This window comes from Paenibacillus sp. FSL K6-1330, from assembly GCF_037976825.1.
Taxonomy (GTDB): Bacteria; Bacillota; Bacilli; order Paenibacillales; family Paenibacillaceae; genus Paenibacillus_AQ.
The window spans coordinates 5747966-5767187 of sequence record NZ_CP150269.1; the positions used below are offsets into that span (position 1 = coordinate 5747966).

19 protein-coding genes are annotated in these 19222 nt (G+C 50.2%); 9 read left to right on the forward strand and 10 right to left on the reverse strand.

The features are described 5' to 3' along the window. The first annotated feature begins 27 nt into the window (after positions 1–27). From NYE54_RS26130 to NYE54_RS26155, 6 genes are read left to right on the forward strand one after another with little or no spacing between them, the layout of a single operon-like run. Entirely contained in the window at positions 28–1422 is a 1395-nt protein-coding gene (locus NYE54_RS26130; RefSeq protein WP_339267269.1) for a YheC/YheD family protein, read from the forward strand. 15 nt (positions 1423–1437) lie between these two features. Beyond that, positions 1438–2574, forward strand: a complete 1137-nt coding sequence (locus tag NYE54_RS26135) for a YheC/YheD family protein (protein WP_339267270.1) — start codon at positions 1438–1440, stop codon at positions 2572–2574. After that, complete coding sequence (locus tag NYE54_RS26140; RefSeq protein ID WP_339267272.1) at positions 2571–3944, forward strand: YheC/YheD family protein; 1374 nt, start codon at positions 2571–2573, stop codon at positions 3942–3944. The genes NYE54_RS26135 and NYE54_RS26140 overlap by 4 nt, the downstream gene beginning before the upstream one ends. Next, entirely contained in the window at positions 3941–5047 is a 1107-nt protein-coding gene (locus tag NYE54_RS26145; RefSeq protein WP_339267274.1) for a YheC/YheD family protein, read from the forward strand. Before NYE54_RS26140 ends, NYE54_RS26145 begins: the two co-directional genes overlap by 4 nt. Positions 5048–5100: 53 nt before the next feature. Further along, complete coding sequence (locus tag NYE54_RS26150) at positions 5101–5640, forward strand: GNAT family N-acetyltransferase (protein ID WP_339267276.1); 540 nt, start codon at positions 5101–5103, stop codon at positions 5638–5640. Continuing rightward, positions 5622–6737: a YheC/YheD family protein gene (locus tag NYE54_RS26155; protein ID WP_339267278.1), complete on the forward strand. Its 1116-nt coding sequence runs from the start codon at positions 5622–5624 to the stop codon at positions 6735–6737. The genes NYE54_RS26150 and NYE54_RS26155 overlap by 19 nt, the downstream gene beginning before the upstream one ends. 103 nt (positions 6738–6840) lie before the next feature. Here NYE54_RS26155 and NYE54_RS26160 read toward each other — a convergent pair whose 3' ends face one another. Then, positions 6841–7527 carry an HAD family hydrolase gene (locus NYE54_RS26160; RefSeq protein WP_339267280.1) on the reverse strand — a complete coding sequence of 229 codons (687 nt, stop codon included), beginning with the start codon at positions 7525–7527 and terminating at the stop codon, positions 6841–6843. 194 nt (positions 7528–7721) lie between these two features. Here NYE54_RS26160 and NYE54_RS26165 point away from each other — a divergent pair, with 194 nt between their 5' ends. After that, positions 7722–8000, forward strand: a complete 279-nt coding sequence (locus NYE54_RS26165; protein ID WP_076324351.1) for a hypothetical protein — start codon at positions 7722–7724, stop codon at positions 7998–8000. Positions 8001–8093: 93 nt separating this feature from the next. Here NYE54_RS26165 and NYE54_RS26170 read toward each other — a convergent pair whose 3' ends face one another. Beyond that, positions 8094–8498, reverse strand: a complete 405-nt coding sequence (locus NYE54_RS26170; protein ID WP_339267282.1) for a DUF6220 domain-containing protein — start codon at positions 8496–8498, stop codon at positions 8094–8096. A 179-nt stretch (positions 8499–8677) separates the two neighbouring features. Between NYE54_RS26170 and NYE54_RS26175 the strand changes: the two genes are divergently transcribed. Both NYE54_RS26175 and NYE54_RS26180 read left to right on the forward strand, forming a co-directional pair. Continuing rightward, entirely contained in the window at positions 8678–9364 is a 687-nt protein-coding gene (locus tag NYE54_RS26175; RefSeq protein WP_339267284.1) for a response regulator transcription factor, read from the forward strand. Further along, complete coding sequence (locus tag NYE54_RS26180; protein WP_339267286.1) at positions 9361–10731, forward strand: ATP-binding protein; 1371 nt, start codon at positions 9361–9363, stop codon at positions 10729–10731. The genes NYE54_RS26175 and NYE54_RS26180 overlap by 4 nt, the downstream gene beginning before the upstream one ends. A 94-nt stretch (positions 10732–10825) precedes the next feature. On the opposite strand, the gene NYE54_RS26185 is transcribed toward NYE54_RS26180, so the two are convergent. The 8 genes from NYE54_RS26185 to NYE54_RS26220 all read right to left on the reverse strand — a co-directional run bounded on the left by NYE54_RS26185 (position 10826) and on the right by NYE54_RS26220 (position 19218). Then, positions 10826–11395, reverse strand: coding sequence for a manganese catalase family protein (locus tag NYE54_RS26185; protein WP_339267288.1), 570 nt, complete (start codon positions 11393–11395; stop codon positions 10826–10828). 97 nt (positions 11396–11492) lie between these two features. Beyond that, positions 11493–11768 (reverse strand): spore coat protein CotJB, encoded by a 276-nt coding sequence (locus NYE54_RS26190; RefSeq protein ID WP_280530285.1) that lies wholly within the window; start codon positions 11766–11768, stop codon positions 11493–11495. Positions 11769–11774: 6 nt separating this feature from the next. Continuing rightward, complete coding sequence (locus tag NYE54_RS26195; protein WP_213643601.1) at positions 11775–11996, reverse strand: spore coat associated protein CotJA; 222 nt, start codon at positions 11994–11996, stop codon at positions 11775–11777. A gap of 150 nt (positions 11997–12146) precedes the next feature. Beyond that, entirely contained in the window at positions 12147–13178 is a 1032-nt protein-coding gene (gene ytvI / locus NYE54_RS26200) for a sporulation integral membrane protein YtvI (RefSeq protein ID WP_339267291.1), read from the reverse strand. A 34-nt stretch (positions 13179–13212) separates the two neighbouring features. Then, a complete protein-coding gene (locus NYE54_RS26205) occupies positions 13213–14538 on the reverse strand; it encodes a hemolysin family protein (RefSeq protein WP_339267293.1) in 1326 nt (441 codons plus the stop codon). 24 nt (positions 14539–14562) lie between these two features. Beyond that, positions 14563–15702 (reverse strand): radical SAM/CxCxxxxC motif protein YfkAB, encoded by a 1140-nt coding sequence (yfkAB, locus tag NYE54_RS26210; RefSeq protein WP_339267295.1) that lies wholly within the window; start codon positions 15700–15702, stop codon positions 14563–14565. Between the two features lie 139 nt (positions 15703–15841). Then, a complete protein-coding gene (locus NYE54_RS26215) occupies positions 15842–18103 on the reverse strand; it encodes an MMPL family transporter (protein WP_339267297.1) in 2262 nt (753 codons plus the stop codon). A 29-nt stretch (positions 18104–18132) separates the two neighbouring features. After that, positions 18133–19218, reverse strand: coding sequence for an HD-GYP domain-containing protein (locus NYE54_RS26220; protein ID WP_339267299.1), 1086 nt, complete (start codon positions 19216–19218; stop codon positions 18133–18135). Positions 19219–19222 lie beyond the last annotated feature (4 nt).

A 19222-nucleotide genomic window follows, 5' to 3' on the forward strand; every position in this document is an offset into this window, starting at 1 on the left:
CCAGTTGTTGTCGGAAGGAGATCCATCATGCGCAAATCCAAGATTAAATCCAACACCAAATCCAAGATATCGGTTCAATTAATCCGCTCAGCCCAGCTTTCGGATAACGATATCAAGCTTGGTGACCGTCTCATAAGACAGCTCCGTATCCCGACAGATTCAAAGGTACAGCTTGCCTTTGGCTCCTTCAGGCAGGAAGTCAGCGTTACCTCAGGAGGAAAATCGAACTCGCTGGCCCTAAGCCCTTCCGTATTCAGCCATTCGGGACTTCTTCCTCGTACCGTCATGAATGTCAAATATTATCCAACGGAAAGAACACTGAAGCTCGGTCCGCTTATCGGGATCATGGTCAGTCGCTATCAACCGGATGAACCTGATAAACCTTTCGGATCGATCTCAGCTTTCTGCTTGGAAATGGTCAACGCAGCCAGGAAACAAGGCGCATATGTATATTTTTTCACACCTGACATGATCGGTTCGAACCCGGCAACACTTGAAGCCATTGCTTATGACGCAGGATGGAGAAAGCTCAGCGTTCCAGCTCCGGACGTCATTAATAACCGGCTGTCTACCCGCAAACTGGAGAATAGTCCTAGCGTACAGCATTTTATGAGAGAAGTAAAATCACAATTCGGCACCCATATCTTTAACGAGAAATTTCTCGATAAATCCGATGTCTTCGAGGCACTCGGACCTGATGCGAAACTGCAGAAATACTTGCCGGAATCCTACTTGCTTAGCGGTTATCCGACGCTCAAAAAAATGTGTTCTACTTATCGGACGGTCTTCCTGAAACCGGTCCGGGGTAGTCTGGGAAAAGGTATCATCCGGATATCCCGCCAAGAGAACGGCCATTATCAAACGATGACCACCTCTCTTGAAGGAAGCAAGAAGAATACCTACTCCTCGCTTCCAAAGCTGTTCAGCAGCTTATCCGGAAAAATAAAAAAAACGCGTTATCAAATTCAGCAAGGATTGGATTTAATCCGCATCAATAAGCGAAACGTTGATTTTCGCGCGCTTGTTCATAAAAACAAAAACGGCAAATGGGCAGTGACCTCGGTCGTGGCCCGCATTGCCGGCGGAAACCACTTTGTTTCCAATCTCGCCAGAGGTGGTACACTGTCTTCCGTCAAGGATGCGCTTGCCATGAGCAGTATCCCGTTAAACTCCAAGCAAACGGCCCCCGCTCGCATGAATCAAGCGGCGCTCGATATTGCTCATGGTCTGGAAGCTGCCATCCCCTATCATTTCGGAGAGCTGGGCATTGACTTGGCAATTGATACGACAGGACGCATTTGGCTCCTGGAGGTCAACTCCAAGCCGTCCAAAGGCGAAAACGCACCGCTGAATGCCGACTCCAAAGTAAGGCCGTCAGCCGTACGACTCGTTCAGTACTGTCAATACTTGACGGGTTTCTAAAAAAAGGAGAACCCTATGGCCTCAAACAAGATAGGCACCCTGGGTGTCATGGTATGCCGCAAACCGGGCTTCCCTCCCTTTAATGAGAAGGAATTTCTCCGTGAACTAAGCTCGAAGGCTAAGGAACTCGGCATGCAGGTATTTGTTTTTTGTCCGGATGATGCCTCTCCTGCTTCTGGTGCAGTAAGCACCATAGACAGGATACAAGGATATCAATTCAATCCGGGAGATGGCTGGACCATCGGCACCTTTCCTCCTCCTGACGTCATCTATGACCGATGCCTGCACCGAAACGGTGAGGAAACGGCTGCTGCCAGCCAATGTCTGGACCAACTGCTGCAGCAGGGTGTAAAGCTGTGGTCACGAGGTCTGCCCGGCAAGCAGAAAGTGCATGAAGTATTAAAGCGCTCCTCCGCCTTACGACCTTATCTGCCGGCAACTTTAAACTATACGGGTGCCGAGACACTGAATAGGGCTTTGCTGGCTTTTGGCAGCAGACTTTTCATGAAACCTAGCGGAGGCTCCCAAGGCCGTCATACTTTGTACCTCGCTCTGACAGATCACCAGCGTGTCAGACTGCAAGGAAGGGATCGGAGCAATCGCATGTTCCAGCAGACCATTCCCGCACAAGAGATGAACGAATGGGTGAGGCGTTTTACCGGCCGACGCCGATTTATCATTCAACCCTACCTGGAGCTTTGCAACCGTAACGGAGACCCGTTTGATATTCGGTCATTGGTTCAAAAGAATGACCGCGGCATATGGTCCATCACAGGAATCGCCGCACGGCAAGGCGTAAGCCAAGGGCTGACCTCGAACCTACACGGGGGAGGTACGGCATTTCCAGCCCTCCCCTATCTAACGACTGATTTCGGAGAAGAACAGGCCATGAAGATCATTCAGAACATCCGGAATCTGTCCGCTCGGCTTCCATCTTTGCTCGAAGAAGGATTCGGCCGACTCGGCGAGCTGGGAATCGATTTTGGCGTGGATACAAAGGGACGGATCTGGATTCTGGAGGTCAACTCCAAACCGGGCCGCCGCGCATTTACACTAACGGGGGATGGTCACGCAGCCCGGCTGTCCGTCGAACATCCGATTCAATACGCCCGTTATTTATTGCTTCGACAACTTAGGAGGGTAAATACATGAGTTTGAATTTCGGAAATATTCATTTCTCGCAGCAGCCCGAAAAAGTCGTCTTTTTATCCGGTTCGCTTCTAAAGAGCCTGGGGCTATCAAGCAGGAAATCGATTAAGCTTCGCATCGGTACCAATACGGTGTCCGCTGCTGTGAAACCGATTGAGCGATCGGGGAAACACATCTATTTAAGCAACGGTGTCCGAAATGGCATCAACGTCCCCAGACAGGGCCCTGTCTATATCCATTCCCCTGGTGAGGGCGAAATCGTGCTGGGGCCTGTGGTTGGGGTTCTGTCCGACGGACCACATAATCCATCCAGCCCTTTTGGAGCCCGAACCTCGTATATTCGGCAGCTTCTTCGTGAGGGCAACAAAAAAATGTTCGTATATGCCTTTGCCCCCCGGGATATCAACTGGCAGCGCGGAACCGTTCATGCCTATATGCTCGGTTCCGGCGGCGGTTTTGTCCGCAAAACTGTTCCGCTCCCTGATGTCGTCTATAATCGCCTTCCTAGCCGGAAAACCGACTTCTCCCCTTTTACCAATCAACTGAGAGATCGGTTTCTGAAGCGTAACATCAAATTTTTCAACTGGGCCTTCTTCAATAAATCCGATGTGTACTCCCAACTGGATGGCGATGTGCAGGCAGGCAAATATTTGCCGGAAACGTATAATAATCCTAGTCCTGAGCGGATTAAGGATATGATGGAGCGTCACAACTTTGTGTATTATAAGCCCTCAGCCGGAAGTTTAGGCCTTGGAATTTACCGGTTAACCTATCTTCCAAAAAAAGGATACTTCGCGCGTTATCATGGAAACGGGGGCAACACCCTCCTCAAGTTTCCAAACTTTAATAGTCTGATGCGGATGCTTCAAGCCAAACACGGCTCCAAGCTGCGAAACTATGTTATCCAGCAAGGAATCCGTCTCATTGAAATCGACAGCTGCCCCATCGACTTCAGATTCCACATGCATAAGAACAGCAAAAACCGCTGGTCCGTGGTTGGTATCGGTGCGAAAAAGGCCGGAAGGGGCAGCGTCACGACGCATATCAAGAACGGGGGCTCCTTGATGACGCCGGAGCATGCGCTCAGCCGGGCCTTCGGCTCCAAAGCGAAAGAGGTGCTGGAGCGTGCCAAGGACGCTGCCATCGCGATGTCGGAAGCCATCGAGAATCATCATCCGCATCTGTTAGGAGAAATCGGGTTCGATATCGGAATAGATGACAACGAGAGAATATGGATGTTTGAAGCGAATTCGAAGCCGGGCCGATCGATATTCAACCACCCTTCCCTTAAAGGGGAAGGAAAAGCATCGGTCGAGCATATTTTTGAACACAGTATGTATCTCAGCGGCTTCCACAGGGGGAATGATTCGTGATCAACCGAGTGGAGAGTGATGGAAGACCGGTTGTAGCCATCCTGACCATGCACGATACGCATACGATGTTCAGGGGCAACCGGCAAAACTTTCAGGAAATCATCAAGACGGGAAAAGATATGGGCTTTATGGTCTACGTAGTGACTGTACGTGATCTGAAGCTTGATACGGGTACTGTCAAGGGCTACATCCTGAACAACGACCATTCCTGGGAGCAGAGGCCATGCCCTCTGCCCCAGGTTATATATAACCGGATCCCCTACCGAGAGGATGAAGCTCTTCCCTGGGTTCGCCGCAAAATCAAGGAATGCCAAGATCATCCCCATATCGATATCTATAATCCACACTTTTTCAATAAATGGCGGCTGTTTGCTTGGCTGAACAAATCCCGGTTAACTAAAAAATGGGCTCCTTTGACAAAGCGTTTGAAAGGTTACCCCACTTTATATGAAATGATAAAGCGGAAGCCTTACCTGTATCTTAAACCCGAGGACGGCAAAGCCGGGCAAGGGATCATGAGGGTACGATATCAGAAAAACAAACCGCTCCCCTACCGCATACAGATACAGAACAACAAAAACAGCACCACATACAAAGCAGCCTCCTTGGAGCGGCTTTGGAACCGGGTTTATCAAGAGACTAAAGGAAGCTCATACCTGATCCAGCAGGGAATCGAGCTGGCCCAGGTCCACGGTCGCGCCTTCGACCTCCGTATACTTGTGCAGAAGAACGAATACGGTGTCTGGGCAGTTACAGGAATTGGAGCTAGAATGGCAGGCGCCAAGAGCATAACCACGCATGTTCCTCGCGGAGGAACGATTGAGGATCCAGAGAAGCTGCTTCCGATTGTATTCGGTCAGGAACGGTCCGACGCCATCCTTAGCGAAGTTAAAAAAGCAGCCGTGCATATGGCACGGCAGATTGAGAAGAGCTCTGGTCAAATCCATGGCGAAATGTCCATGGACCTCGGAATTGATAACGAGGGCGTCCTTTGGTTCTTCGAAGCCAATTCAAGACCCATGAAATTTGACGAACCCGCGATCCGGAAAAAATCACTGGAGCGGATTTTTCAATATTCCGAATACCTGATCAATAAAAGGTAGTCCTTGCATCCTCTAGAGCAACCGTTAAGGAAGATATGAAAGGAGGGGATCATGTGGAAATCTCATGTCTCTCTCTCTCAAGCCCGGAAGAATGGCCGCATGCCAGACAGCAGTGCAGCGATTTCTTCCGACGGTACGGCAACAAACGTCTAACCCGCGAAGGTTACCAGTGTCTGGCCTCGCTATCCTATGAAGGGCTGCAGCAGCCCGGCACCTCAATTATGGCGGCTACGGTTCGAAGCGATATCGGCCGCATACCTGTGGGGATATGCTTTGCGGCGGATTATGGAGAAGGTGCCTGTATGATTGCTGTACACCCTCTATACCGCAACCGGCATATCGGTTCTTCCCTGATCCGCTCACAATTATCCAAATTTGGACGGCTGCGATGCAAAGTGGCCGCCGATCATTCCGCAAGTTTGCAAATGTGCTTTCATGCAGGGCTTAAGGCCATTGCTCTTGAGCAAGGTCCGACGAGCAAACCTACGCTCGTTATGAGCGGAGTCCTGCCCCTGCACCCATTCCAAAGTTGTTCAACATCTAGTGCTGACTCTATTCAAGAAGGTGAACTTCTGTGTCAAAACCCGTCTTAGGTATTATGACGTTATACTTGGATGAACGAAAAACGCTGGAGGAGCGGCATATCTACGAGCATATGATCAGAGAAGGAAAAGCGATGGGGCTCGACGTTTACGTCTTCACTCCTGCCGACGTCAACAGTACCCAAGGCCTGATCAACGCCATGGAATACGATCCAGATCATCGGAAATGGAGCCGGCGATGGCGCTCGTTTCCCAATATGATCTTTGATCGCTGCCGCATTCAAAAGAGCCCCCGCTTTCAACAGCTGCTGCGATTTCGTTCCCGCTATCGGCATTTATTGTTTCTGAACAGACCTTTACGCAACAAATGGACGATTCATCAAGTATTGTCCACCAAGAAACGCTTCCGGCCCCATCTGCCGGATACTCGGATCGTAACAAGAACAGGTGACATCCACCGGATGCTAAATGTTCATCCTACCGTCTATTTTAAACCGATCAACGGAACGGGCGGACGCGGAATTCTGCGGATTACGAAGGTCCCGGGGGTTGCGGGCACGTATGAAATCCGGGGGCGCAATTCCAACCGGAGCATCATTCGACCAAAACGAATGCCTTCAGGCCATTTGGCGCAATATCTGTCGGGCTGGGGCAATAAAGATCGATATCTGGTTCAAGAGGGGATACAGCTGGAGCTGACCGACGGAAGAGTGCATGACTACCGCATGCTCGTACAGAAAGATGGATCCGGTCAATGGCAGGTGACCGGTTGCGTGGGACGCGTCGGGGCGCCGAAGAGCGTTACCTCCAACCTGCATGGCGGCGGAATCGCGACCATGATGGAAGAATTATTAAGTAGATGGATCACAGATCCGGTAAAGCGCGCCAGCATCCGCGAGGAAGCCGATTCCCTCGGCGTGGATGTAGCCCAATTTCTTGACGGACAGTATGGAGGCTTGTGCGAGCTTGCCCTGGATCTGGCCGTGGACAAAACCGGAAGAGTTCTTCTCCTCGAGGTGAATCCTAAGCCATCAAGGGAAGTCTTCTCCCAAATCGGCGATATGGCTGCCTACCGTGAATCCATGGTGAAACCTTTAGAATATGCAATGTGGGTATACAGTCAAAAAAAATCCGCGAAAAATGCTTAAGATAAATCATAAGAAACCGTATTTTAGAATCAGAAATGCACAAAGGCTGTTTCCAAGAGGTTGCTTGATACCCTTGGGAACAGCCTTTATGACTCCTATCGATCTACTCTGCTTGATCATGAAGCTTCAGCAGGTGTGAAAAAGAATGAATAACGACGTCTGATCCCTTCAGCTCCTGCTCCCCGCCAAAGCCTGCATAGTGGCAGCCAATGACGGTTTGTCCGTTCTCTTTGCCTGCCTCCACATCCGATGACCGGTCCCCTACCATCCAGGCGTCCCGGATATCGTGTTCATCCAGCAGCAGTCTTACCAAATCCACCTTGGAAGCCGTTCCATGCTCTCCGGCACTGTAGACGCCTTCAAAGAGCGACATGATCCCTCTCGCTTCGGCTATGCCTTTCACGTAATGCTCCAGGCCGTTGCTGGCAACAAACAATCGGACGCCGCGCCGATGAAGCTCCTCCAGCGTCTCCTTCACTTCTGGATACAATACGGCTGCTTCATTGTTTAAGCCTTCGAGTTCCAGCTGCAGCAGCAGCTCGTCTGCACGGCGATGGGCTGCCAGCGTTCCATTCGGCATGACAATCTTCCAAATGTCTTCGAGCAGCATGCCCAGACATCCAAGCATGAGCTCCTCATCCGGGGTTTCTCCTTCATAATGCCCCTCTTCACGTAAAATGTCGAACAATTTGTGATAGGCGGGCAGCAGCAGGGTCTCCGTCTGAAACAGCGTTCCATCCATGTCAAATATCATCGCTTCCGGCTTGATCAACGTTGCAGTATTTTCCAATTTGGTCCTTCCCTTCCCTTCAATCCATATAATCTGATTCTAGTCTAATCTTTCCTCATCATATAGGAACCATATCACATCTGCAAACCCCATCTCCTCATTTACTTTTGATCTTCCGCCTAGAAAATATGCGTAACCAGGAGTGCTTTATAGTTGTTATACATATAACACGTACTACGATGAGGGGGATTTACATGCCTGGAATAAAGGAGTCTGATACTACACCGCCAATTGGGCAGCTTGAAGCCGAGCTATTGGCTGAGCTGAGCCGCTATGATCCCCATGAACAAGCTGTCATTCTCAAGCGGATGGTGAGCCGCCTTAAGAAAGAACGGTATGTCCGCAGCCCGATCGTAGTGGTTAAAGAGATGATCCGGACGCCGCTCGTATGGCTCCTGCTGTCCATGGGAATGATGATCCCCATTCTGTTCTATATCCTGTTCGTTTGGGTATCGCTGGCAGTTGAAGGGTAATAGGGTAGAGGTAGGTAATCACTTCATTCAGAATGAGCCCACCCGCATAACCTCCGATTAAAGCCATAAAGAGCACCGCAAGGCCTTTCATATTCAATCTACCCCTCTTTGTCCCTGTCGATAGTACGGCAGAAGGGAGCGCGCCGTGTCCACCGCGAGCCAGAACAATCCGATGGCAATGACCGGATGCCATGCACCCGCACCAGGGAAATTGGCCGTGAAATACTGGCTGAGGACCAAGAATAACATGACCAACGAGCTCCATTTATATTTGGCGGGCAGCTTGCCTACAAAACCCGAAAGCAGCATAAGCAGCGGCACAATTTCAAAAAAATGAACAAATAGAGTATGGCTTCTCCACATCGATCCATCGTGAAACAGCGCCATGCCAGCAAATAGCGTCTGAATGGCAATACAAACAACAAAAATCCAGGCCAGCCCTAGTGAAATCCAACCGGCGAGCGGTGTTTTTCTGACAGATGAAGCTTGTTGATTCATCTCGATACCCCTCTCTTGTTTCATGATCGTTACGGATACCATCCTATCACCGGAATGTTGTGATCTTGTGATGATGGCTTGCGGATTCCGTGAAATTTTCCATTCGCGGCTGGAAACCGTATATAATGGGGGGGATTTAAGGTTAAACCTAACGAATCAAAAGAAAGGCAGGATTCAGCATGGCACATACCTTGCTTCTTGTAGACGATGAGCGCAAAGTCATTGAATTTATGGAGTCATTCCTCAGGCAAGAAGGATTTCAGATTATTACCGCTGCGACAGGTACGGAGGCTTTGGCCAAAGCGAGGGATTTCAAGCCTTCCCTGGTCATACTCGATTGGATGCTGCCTGAATTAAGCGGCATTGAGGTATGCCGCGAGCTCAGAAAATCAAGCCGTGTCGGCATCATTATGGTTACTGCAAGGATTGAGGAGACAGATAAACTAATCGGGCTTGAGGTAGGGGCGGATGATTATATGACCAAGCCTTTCTCACTCCGCGAGCTAGCTGCCCGGATTCGTTCTGTTCTGCGCAGAATGGAGGGCGGTTCGGTTTCCGAGGATTTGCTTGAGCGCGGCGAATTAACGATCTCGGAAACCCAATGCCGGGTATGGAAACGCGGCCAGGAGATACAGCTGACTCCTACCGAATTCAAGCTCCTTCTTACCCTCGCTTCCAGACCGGGCGTGGTATACAGCCGTCTGCAGCTGCTTCAAGCGGCCATGGAGGACGATATCCACAATGATGAACGGACCGCGGACGCCCATATCAGCCGGATCCGTAAAAAAGTAGAAGATGACCCTGCCGAGCCCACTTTCATAAAAACCGTGTATGGTTTCGGCTACCGGTTTGAACAGCAGCCATGAGTGTTGGACGTAAGATATTCATCGTGTTGTCGTCGTTTATTATCGGATTCAGCACCGTTTTCGTCCTTCTTACTTACATTGTGATCCGCGACTCCATGGATGTTATGCTGCAAACCTCGCGTGAAGAGGAACTGGATCAGCTTGAGGCCAGGCTGCTCAGCTACTATGTGAAGAATGGGAACACCTTCCGTGCCATTCAGGATCAGGAATGGTTAAGCGAAAGTCTACCAGTAGCCGACCACCAGGAAAGTATCCTGCTGGTATCCAGGGAACAAACGGTTCTCTTGCATGAGGGGGACGCGGTGGAAAAACAGATCAAACACTTGGGGGTTAAACGGACGTTATATTTTGAAGGCAAACCGATTGCGGACGTGTATTATTATGATACGGATATAGCAAACCTGTCCAAACTTCGAATTGGCACACCCACATCCATCATCATTCTGTTGGGAGGCGGCACCATCCTCTTCGTCCTGCTCTCCCTCGGAGCCGCCTACTGGATATCGCGGAGGCTTACTGCGCCGCTGCGCAAACTCGTACCGGCCATCGAACGCCTCGGGCAAGGCGAGTACGGTATCCAGGCTCCCGTTACCTCGGAAGATGAATACGGGAAGGTCGCGGTTGCTTTTAACGGAATGTCTTCAAGACTCGAACAGTCCGAGATGGTCCGTCGCAATCTGGTGGCTGATGTCGCACATGAGCTTCGAACACCGCTGACGATCGTCAGAGGCAAGCTGGATCTGCTTCAGCAGAGCGTGCAACCGATCCAGCCGGAACTATTGCTTCCCATCCAGGATGAGTTGATTCGCTTAACCCGTCTCGTAGGAGACCTTCATCAACTATCACTGGCCGAAGCGAAGCAGCTGCCGCTGGTTCGGAAACGTACGGACATGCTGGATCTGCTGGGTCAGATTCAGGAGCGCATAGAGCCAGATGCCGATGCCAAGAATTTGACCCTGCGTTTAACGAGCGCTACGGAACACACTTCCGTTCCTGTGGATCCAAGCCGCATCACACAGGTGTTTCTGAATCTATTCATCAACGCGGTTCGGTATACACCCCAAGACGGGCTTGTCCACATCACGTTACAAGAGGAGCCCGCTTCCGGCATGCTACGGATTGATATTCGGGATACAGGCCCAGGCATTGACGCCCAGCATCTTCCCTATCTCTTTGACCGCTTCTACCGCGCGGATGAAGCACGTGCACGGCATCAAGGCGGTATGGGACTGGGTCTGGCGATTGCCAAGGAATTTATCGTATCTCACGGCGGCACGATTCAGGTGGAGAGCCAGCAGGGGCAAGGAACTACATTTACGGTCCGGCTGCCCTATCATGACTCGGATCTGCAGTCGCAAGTGATATAATAGCCCCAAACTCCTATCCAACATAAACAGACAGGTCCGGACAGATATCGACCGGACCTGTCATTGTTTTATTATCGAAACGATATCCTCTCCCTTAGAATATTTTTTTCGTTGCCCGATCTTCCTTGATGATCTCTACAGCTTCCCTGAAGCGGATGGAATGAATAATCTCACGTTCCCGCAAAAACTTAAGACTGTCCTGCAAATCCACATCATCCGTCATGTCGATGAGCCATTGATATGTAGCGCGTGCTTTCTCTTCAGCCGCAATGTCCTCATACAAATCCGCAATCGGATCACCTTTTGCCTGAATGTAGGTTGCTGTCCAAGGGACCCCGGCGGCATTCTCATAATACAGCGCATGATCATGATTGGCAAAATGCGCACCCAATCCGGCAGCCTCCATCTCCGAAACCGTTGCATCTTTCGTCAATTTAAACACCATGGTGGCGATCATCTCAAGGTGTGCAAATTCCTCTGTTCCAATATCGTTCAACAATCCAATGACCTTGTCGGGAATGGTATACCGCTGATTCAAGTAGCGGAGCGCTGCTGCGAGCTCCCCATCGGCTCCCCCGTATTGCTCCGTCAAGAACTTCGCCATTCTTGGATCACATTTACTTACGCGTACCGGATACTGAAGCTTTTTTTCATATACCCACATGGGATCGTCCGCCTCCTTGTTCTCGCGTTTCCTCTTCGTGAGGGCTGCATGCATGTGGTAAAAAATAGCAGCAGCCCGCTTGCCAACACCGTCACCGTTAAACCTGCCAAGGCCAAGGCCCCTGGGCCCATTCAAACGGATATCTGGAATAAGCACGGCCAAAATTTTGCAGCGGCCCGTACAGCTCTTGAAATTGCTTCGCGAGCACGGTCCTTTCCTGCGTCAATTTATTGAACTGCTCGATGCTCTTGAGATCATCCGGATGGGTGTCCAAATACAGATTCAGCTCCACCAGGACAAAATCCAATGCCTGCAGCTGCTCCAGCATTTCGTAATATTTCAGATCTCCAACCTGGGGTGTGGCTTCATTCACCGCCGATCACTCTCCTTTAAATTTTCGCGAGGTATACGGGCTATACAAGGATGGCCATAACGTTCCGTGTCTCAGCGCCTCGGCAGGGCTGAACTGCGGCAGTCCTGCCGGTTGAAACACCACATACTGGTTAACAGGTACCACATACGATCTGTAGAGCTTGGGAGGGCATGGATCAAATGGCGAATGAAATACCGGGTATACGCGCACCTCTGGATTTTCCTTCAACAGGTATTCCTCCTTATCGTTACGATCCGTCGTTATCAAGGACTCTTCGTATTTAACATATGTCTTCCGCCCAGAAAATGAACTGCAAATTGACAAAAAAACCCTCTCCCCTGGAATATTTCCGGGAAAAGGGTTCTCGTTGAGTTGTCCTCAAAATTTAATTTTGATTTGGAACAAGCCGGCTTTACGCATAGCGGAATAGATAATAACGACCAAAGGGCCGATAAAAAATCCGATCACACCCACCAGTTTAAATCCGATATACATGCTGACCAGAGCAGGCAATGCGCCGATTCCGACGGCATCCCCTATGACCTTCGGTTCCAGCACGCGGCGGATTACCGTAATCAGAATGAACATGAAGATCAAGCCAACCCCTGTAAAAATATCGCCTACTGCAAGCAGGTAGATGGACCATGGTATCAAGACGGAACCTACACCCAGAATCGGCAGAATGTCGACAATGGTGACAAGCAAAGCGATGGCAAGCGGATAGTTAACGCCTAATACCAGCAAGCCGAGCAGTGTAATCACGTACGTAAACAGGCTGAGAATCAGCTGTGCCCGTAAAAAGCCGAAAATTGATTTTTTCAGGCTGATCAGCACTTCGTTCACCTGCGACTGTGATGTCTCATCGAATAGCGACAACACTTTCTCACGCATCGTATCGAGGCTGAAAGCGAACAGGAACACCGCTACACAGAATACAATGAACGTGACGAACAGGTTCGGCAGCGTTTTGGCAAAGGACAAAAATGTTGATGATAACGAATTGACAAGCGACCGTATATAGGAAGAAATATTCGACATGAATTCGGTAAGACTGTCGGCAAGCCCCGGCGAAATGCCGTTCAGCATGTCTTGCGCTTGAATAATCGTATGCTGAAGGAATTCGTTAGCCCCGTCAAAATATTGCGGAGCCCGGCTCCAATATTCGACGAGCTGGTTAAACACCTGCAGACCGATCAAATAAGCCAACAGCAGCATCAAAAGAAGGAATAGCGTGCTTGTCACCGTTGCGGCCGCGATGCGATTCAACCGAAGTCTTTTCATTAAGAGCCGATTTAACGGCTCCAATGCAATAGCAATCACGATGGCCAACAAGAACGGAGCTCCAACGGTAAACATTCCGTACAGTAACAGGAGGCCGAGACCGACAAATATGAGCTGCTTAATCGACATAATCCACTTCCTAACAAATAGAGTCTTGCTAGTTCTAGGTGAAGCTGCTCTCGAGCTTCTGATGAATCATGACGCGAGTTACACGCAATCGTGTAGACTCCTCTACCTCAAAGACCACCCCGTCAAAGGTGGTTTTCTTCCCAACAGCCGGGTTCCCTTCAAGCTCCTTGAATAACCAACCGCCAATGGAATCCACGTTATGCTCTTCAATCATCAAGCCGGTCAAATCATTCACTTCTTCAATGAGCATCCGCCCATCCACTGAAAAGTACTCATCATACACTTCAATTTCAGGCCGCTCATCTTCAAATTCATCGTACAGGTCCCCAACAATCTCTTCCAGAATCTTCTCAGCTGTCAGGATACCGGCCGTCCCTCCATATTCGTCCACCACGAGCGCAAGCTGCTCATGTCTTGCCTGCATCTTCCGCAGCACCTCGCTGATCTCCGTCGATTCCGATACATCCATAATCGGTCTCATCAAGGAAGCCAGATCACGCTGCTTATCAGGCTCCGCCAGCAAGAGATCGGTAATGTGGACAAACCCGATAATGCGGTCTTTGTTGTCCGTTGCAACCGGGTAACGGGAATGCTTCGTCTCATTGACGATCTGAAGATTCTCTTCCAAGGTATAATTGGTGAAAAGAACGTCCATGTCTGTCCTTGGCAGCATAATTTCTCTGGCTCTCAAGTCAGAAAAATCGAACAGGTTGTCCATTAATTTCATCTCGTTCTCGTCAATGACACCGCTCTTTGCGCTCTCGTTCATCAGAATCCGAATCTCTTCCTCGGAGTGGGCTGCTTCGGCCTCACTTGCCGGCTCGATGCCAACCATCTTCAGAATACGATTAGCGGAAGCATTCAGAACCCAGATCACCGGCAGAAAAATGCGATAAAACCAGAGCAGCGGCGCCGACAGAATCAGAGCCGTCCCCTCTGTCCGCTGAATAGCCAAAGACTTCGGTGCAAGCTCCCCTAACACAATATGCAGGAAAGTGATAATACAGAATCCCACCGCAACCGATATCGTGCTAATCAATCGTTCATCCGTAAAGCCAATGCTATGCATAATGGGAGCCACCAGCAATTCTGAAATGGCAGGCTCCCCAATCCAGCCAAGACCCAGGGAAGTTAAGGTGATCCCAAGCTGAGTTGCGGATAAATACGCATCCAGCTTCTGATTTACTTTCAGGGCAATGCCAGCCAGCCGGTTCCCTTCGCTAACGAGCTGGGTCAACCGGGATTGACGCATTTTCACCAGTGAAAATTCGGCAGCTACAAACACGCCGTTCAACAAAACGAGCAGGAAAACCAAGAGCAAATTCAAAATCAGTTTCCCGACCTCAAATTCCTCCGCCATGTGACACGCCTTCTTTCTAGAGTTCTAGTTTGTCTTTGCTTGCCTTGACTTGAAATCCACACCCCGGTAGTACATGTCCGCCACCAACAGGTTCGGCCCACAGCAGCTCACTGCATCGCAGTGACAGTTAACTGTTTGATTCAACGGGTGTCCCGTTGTCCATTCATTAAAAATATCGTCAAGCTTCTGTTCCTTAATATTACCAAACGCCGGGATATCAGCAAAATCCGTTACATACACATCGCCCGAGAATAAATTCACATTCACCCGATTACGACCATCCGGATCATTCCGGACCGTTACGTTCGGTTCTTGCCGCAGACGGCGAATGATCTCTTGGTCATGATCATCGGAGCTGCAGGCATAGAAGGGCAGCGTTCCGAACAGCATCCACATGTCCCGATCCCGGACATCGAGCAGATGGTGGATGGCAGCTTTCGTGTCATTCAAGGACAATACGGGCAGAGCGGAAGCAAAGTTTGAGGCATACATCGGGTGAACCTCGTGCCGTTTGCAGCCCATATCCTTGATCAGCATGTGGATGCCGCTGAGTTTCGTATGCGTCCGATAGTTAATCATCGATTCAGCGGATATGTACATACCCGCTGCACTCAGCTTTTCCGAATTGATCAGCATCGTATCGTACATTTTGTATGCCGTCTCCTTGGAGACAGGACGTGCGCTATTTGCAAATCCGACCTCATAGAAGTCATCCCCGTTCAAATAATTGAATGAGATATGCATAACGTCCAGATAAGGCAGCATTTTCTCATACCGACTCATATCGAGCGTCAGATTGGAGTTAATCTGGGTCCGGATGCCCCTTTCCTTGGCATTCTTGAGTAAGGGAACAATCACGTTGTCCACCGTCTTGCCCAAAAATGCCGGTTCTCCACCCGTCAGACTAATCGTCTGTAGATGCTCTACCTCGTCCAGTCGCTTCAGCATCGTATCGAGAGGCAGCATCGGGGCTTCCTTCATGACAAGCATATCACCGACAGCGCAATGCTCACAGCGCATATTACAAAGATGCGTCACTGTCATTTCCACACTGGTCAGCACATGACGACCATGCTCGCGCAGTGAAGTTATCGGATCCCACGGATCATAACTCGGCGAAATGGGCCTTACGGCTGATGGAAATGGCTGTGCTGTATTACTCATGGTTCTCTCACCTTATTTCTTTGAATTACCGATTCATGCAGTACAACTTACGCTTTATGTACTCTACGGCTTTGATAATGTCCATTATATGATTATAACATACCCAAACAGAAGGCTTCTGCTTGTTTCGGCTGGGAAATCATCCGGTTTCCCCAGGTTTGTCTGAGCGTTCCTTGGAAGTAAGTTTGTGTGCCGGAAACATCCACCTTGGACTCCACCAATTCGCTTTGCCCATCATCTTCATAAACGCAGGCACAAGCAGCACCCGAATTACGGTAGCATCCAACAGAACGGCTGCTGTTAGGCCTAAACCGATTGCTTTCATCACTTCATTATCCGTAAATACAAACCCACCCACAACGACGGCCAGGATTAAGGCAGCGCTTGTAATCAACCCGCCCGTGCTCTCCAGACCTTCAGCTGTGCTGAATTCGTTGTCCCCCGTCCGTTCATAGTTCTCCATCATACGCGAGAGCATCATGACTTCATAGTCCATCGATATGCCGAACACCACACAGAATATCAGAATCGGCAAAAGCGCAAAGATAGATCCCGTAGAGGAAACACCCAGCCACTGCGCGCCTATCCCCTCTTGAAATACCCACACTACGATACCGAGTCCGGCGCCGAGGCTGAGCATATTCATTATGCTTGCTTTTAAAGGGAGCACGACCGATCGAAACGCCAGGAGGAGAATGACATAGGTAACTACAAATACAAAAACCAGAACATAGGCGATTTTCTGATGGATGGCATCCATGATGTCCAGTTTGTATGCGGGACTTCCAGTGACATAGGTCGTCAGCTCATGAGTATCCATCGTCCTTAACGCTCGGACAAGCTGCATTGTAAGTGCATGGGATTCCCCATATTCTGGGATCACGGCGACGGCTGCTATATTCCCCCTTACAAAACGATGCTGCTCCAGCTGCTGGCGGATATCTTCGCGGGATAAATACTTCGATGCTTCCACTACCGATCCTCTGCCAATGCTCAGATAACTCTCTACCTGCTTCACACCCGGCATCATCCTGATTTCATCCGTATATGCCTTCATTAGCTCGATGCTGCGCGACTCCTCATAAGAGGCCGGAAGCTCCACCGCCACAACGATCGAATTCAATTCACGTTCGTCATAAGCCTGTGTGAGCAGGTCGTGACCATAACGGGATTCATAGGCGGGGGGAAGCACATCGGCTGCGGGGATCGCGATATTCATGTGCCTAACAGGATAAATCGCCAGCAACAGTAAACCGATCGCTGCGATAGAGATGGTTACAGGATGCGCCATGACAAATCTGGAGAGCTTTCTCCACATACCGGAGGTCTGCCGTGCCCGGAGCGTTCGATATGCGGCAGGGAATAGAGGGAGCGTTTCTATACGCGGGCCCAATATTCCCAATAATGCGGGAAGAAGCGTGTTACCGCCCAGCACCGATAACAGCACGACGGTAATGCCGCCTATGCTGAAGGAACGGAAGATCGGCAGGTCTATGAAACTCATCGCCACGAAACCAATCAACACAGCCGCACCGGAGAACATCACCGCTTTGCCGGCGGTTGCGCAAGTGACAGCCAGAGCAGTCCCCACATCTCCGCTCCGTGCCCGCATCTCTTCTTTGAAGCGGCTTACGACCAGCAACGCATAATCGATACCCACGGCCAGCCCCAGCATCGTTACAACATTCGGAAGGAAATTGCTGATCGAACCGTCGGCCGAAGCGACGAAATACAGGATTCCCATCGTGACCACCACGCTGGCAACACCGGCTAACAAAGGCAGGATCGCGGCAGTCAATGTTCCGAATACGACCGCCAGAATGAGCAAAGCTGCGGGAATGCCTACCATCTCGGCATGGATGATATCGCTTTTGACGGCTCGGTTCATATCGGCGAAGATGGCGGTATTCCCTGTTATGTATGTATCCGCTCCCGTGATGCTCGGAACCGAATCTCGAATCTCTTCAAACTGCTTCAAGGCTTCCGTGGAATCCAGATCCAGCAGCACCGTCACGGATACGATATGATCCTGGCCTGCCTTATGAGCTGCCATATTCATATAAATATCCCTGACATAGGGACGGGCTCGCAAAGGCGCAAGCTCCGTCAATATTCGCCTCTGCGCCGTGCCTGCCGTCAGATTCTCATCGTGCTGACTGACTACGACAACATCCAATGATGCTGCCGACAATCCTAATCCCTCTTCCAGCTTCTCAATCCCGATCTGGGCCGGACTATCCTTCGGCGTAAACCCGTTGTGCTCCAGAATGGACGGCAGCTTAAACGCAAACGGAAGCAGCCCGCAAAACAAAAGAAGCCAGGTCACAACAATGGCTTTACGGTAGCGATATATCTGTCGCCCCCATGTATGCAGCAATGTTGTATGGCTGTTACGTCTCACGAGTCAACCTCCTTAAGTGTAAGTTTGATCTATGGTGCTCGTCCGATACCAGCGATCATAATGGCCAGCGTTTCCGACAAATCCAATTCGTAAGGTGCAGTTAGCGGTGTGCCTTCGGCATCCGTTAATATGCGGACAACGGGGCGGTGAGGCACATGTGCGTGAATTTTGGATACCACTCCACTCTCACCCGTATGCAATTTCACGGTGATCCCTGGAGGATATATCGCTACCCGATCCCGAAACATGGCCAGGAATGACTGTTCATACAGTGTTCCTGAGCCTGCATACATCACCTCTACCGCTTGGTGCGGCAATAAGGCAGGCTTGTACACCCGCTGTGTTGTCATCGCGTCGTAAGAATCCGTAATCGCAATCCATTTGGCGTATTCATGGATCTCCGATCCTTTCAAGGCTCTGGGATAACCGCTGCCATCCAGGCGCTCATGATGTGACAAGGCGCAATGCGCTGATAACAGGGGAATGTTGGGTTCATCTTTCAGTATTTTGAACCCGATCTCCGTATGCTTCTGAACCTCGCGAAATTCTTCTTCACTCAAACGTCCTGGATGATTCAGCAGCTCCTGGGATATCCTCGTCTTGCCGATATCGTGAAGCAATGCCCCCAAGCCCAGCACCTTCAGATCCTGCCGATTATACCCGTAAGACACACCAAGAACCGTTGAATACAGACATACGTTAAGAGAATGACGATACAAGTTGTAATCGTTCGTATTCATATCGGTCAGCAGCACCATGCCCTCGTCATGATCCGATATTTCATCCATAATAGACTCCATCATTCCCGAGAACGTTTTGCCTAAATGAAGGAAGCTTCCCTTCAGAGCAGCCTGGCTCTCCAGGGTCTTGAAGCTCGTCCGAATTGACTGGATCGCGTGCAGCCGAGTTTCCTCGGTCAACAACTCCGGAACCACGATATCCTCCGTCATCGGTTCCTCGATATAGACATACCCGAGTTCCAACGTGCCCAGACGGCGGATCAGCCCTGTTGTCAGCTCCACGCCTTCGGCAAGCAGAATTAAACCATCGCTATTATATATTCTTTTACCAAGAACCATCCCCGGCCTCAACGCGTTGATAGGTATAAGACGCAAAATC

Bases quoted from the DNA above. Each gene is read 5' to 3' on its own strand.
- NYE54_RS26130 (WP_339267269.1), top strand. From the start codon at position 28: ATGCGCAAATCCAAGATTAAATCCAACACCAAATCCAAGATATCGGTT.
- NYE54_RS26135 (WP_339267270.1), top strand. From the start codon at position 1,438: ATGGCCTCAAACAAGATAGGCACCCTGGGTGTCATGGTATGCCGCAAA.
- NYE54_RS26140 (WP_339267272.1), top strand. From the start codon at position 2,571: ATGAGTTTGAATTTCGGAAATATTCATTTCTCGCAGCAGCCCGAAAAA.
- NYE54_RS26165 (WP_076324351.1), top strand. From the start codon at position 7,722: ATGCCTGGAATAAAGGAGTCTGATACTACACCGCCAATTGGGCAGCTT.
- NYE54_RS26170 (WP_339267282.1), bottom strand. From the start codon at position 8,498: ATGAATCAACAAGCTTCATCTGTCAGAAAAACACCGCTCGCCGGTTGG.
- NYE54_RS26175 (WP_339267284.1), top strand. From the start codon at position 8,678: ATGGCACATACCTTGCTTCTTGTAGACGATGAGCGCAAAGTCATTGAA.
- NYE54_RS26180 (WP_339267286.1), top strand. From the start codon at position 9,361: ATGAGTGTTGGACGTAAGATATTCATCGTGTTGTCGTCGTTTATTATC.
- NYE54_RS26185 (WP_339267288.1), bottom strand. From the start codon at position 11,395: ATGTGGGTATATGAAAAAAAGCTTCAGTATCCGGTACGCGTAAGTAAA.
- ytvI (WP_339267291.1), bottom strand. From the start codon at position 13,178: ATGTCGATTAAGCAGCTCATATTTGTCGGTCTCGGCCTCCTGTTACTG.
- NYE54_RS26205 (WP_339267293.1), bottom strand. From the start codon at position 14,538: ATGGCGGAGGAATTTGAGGTCGGGAAACTGATTTTGAATTTGCTCTTG.
- yfkAB (WP_339267295.1), bottom strand. From the start codon at position 15,702: ATGAGTAATACAGCACAGCCATTTCCATCAGCCGTAAGGCCCATTTCG.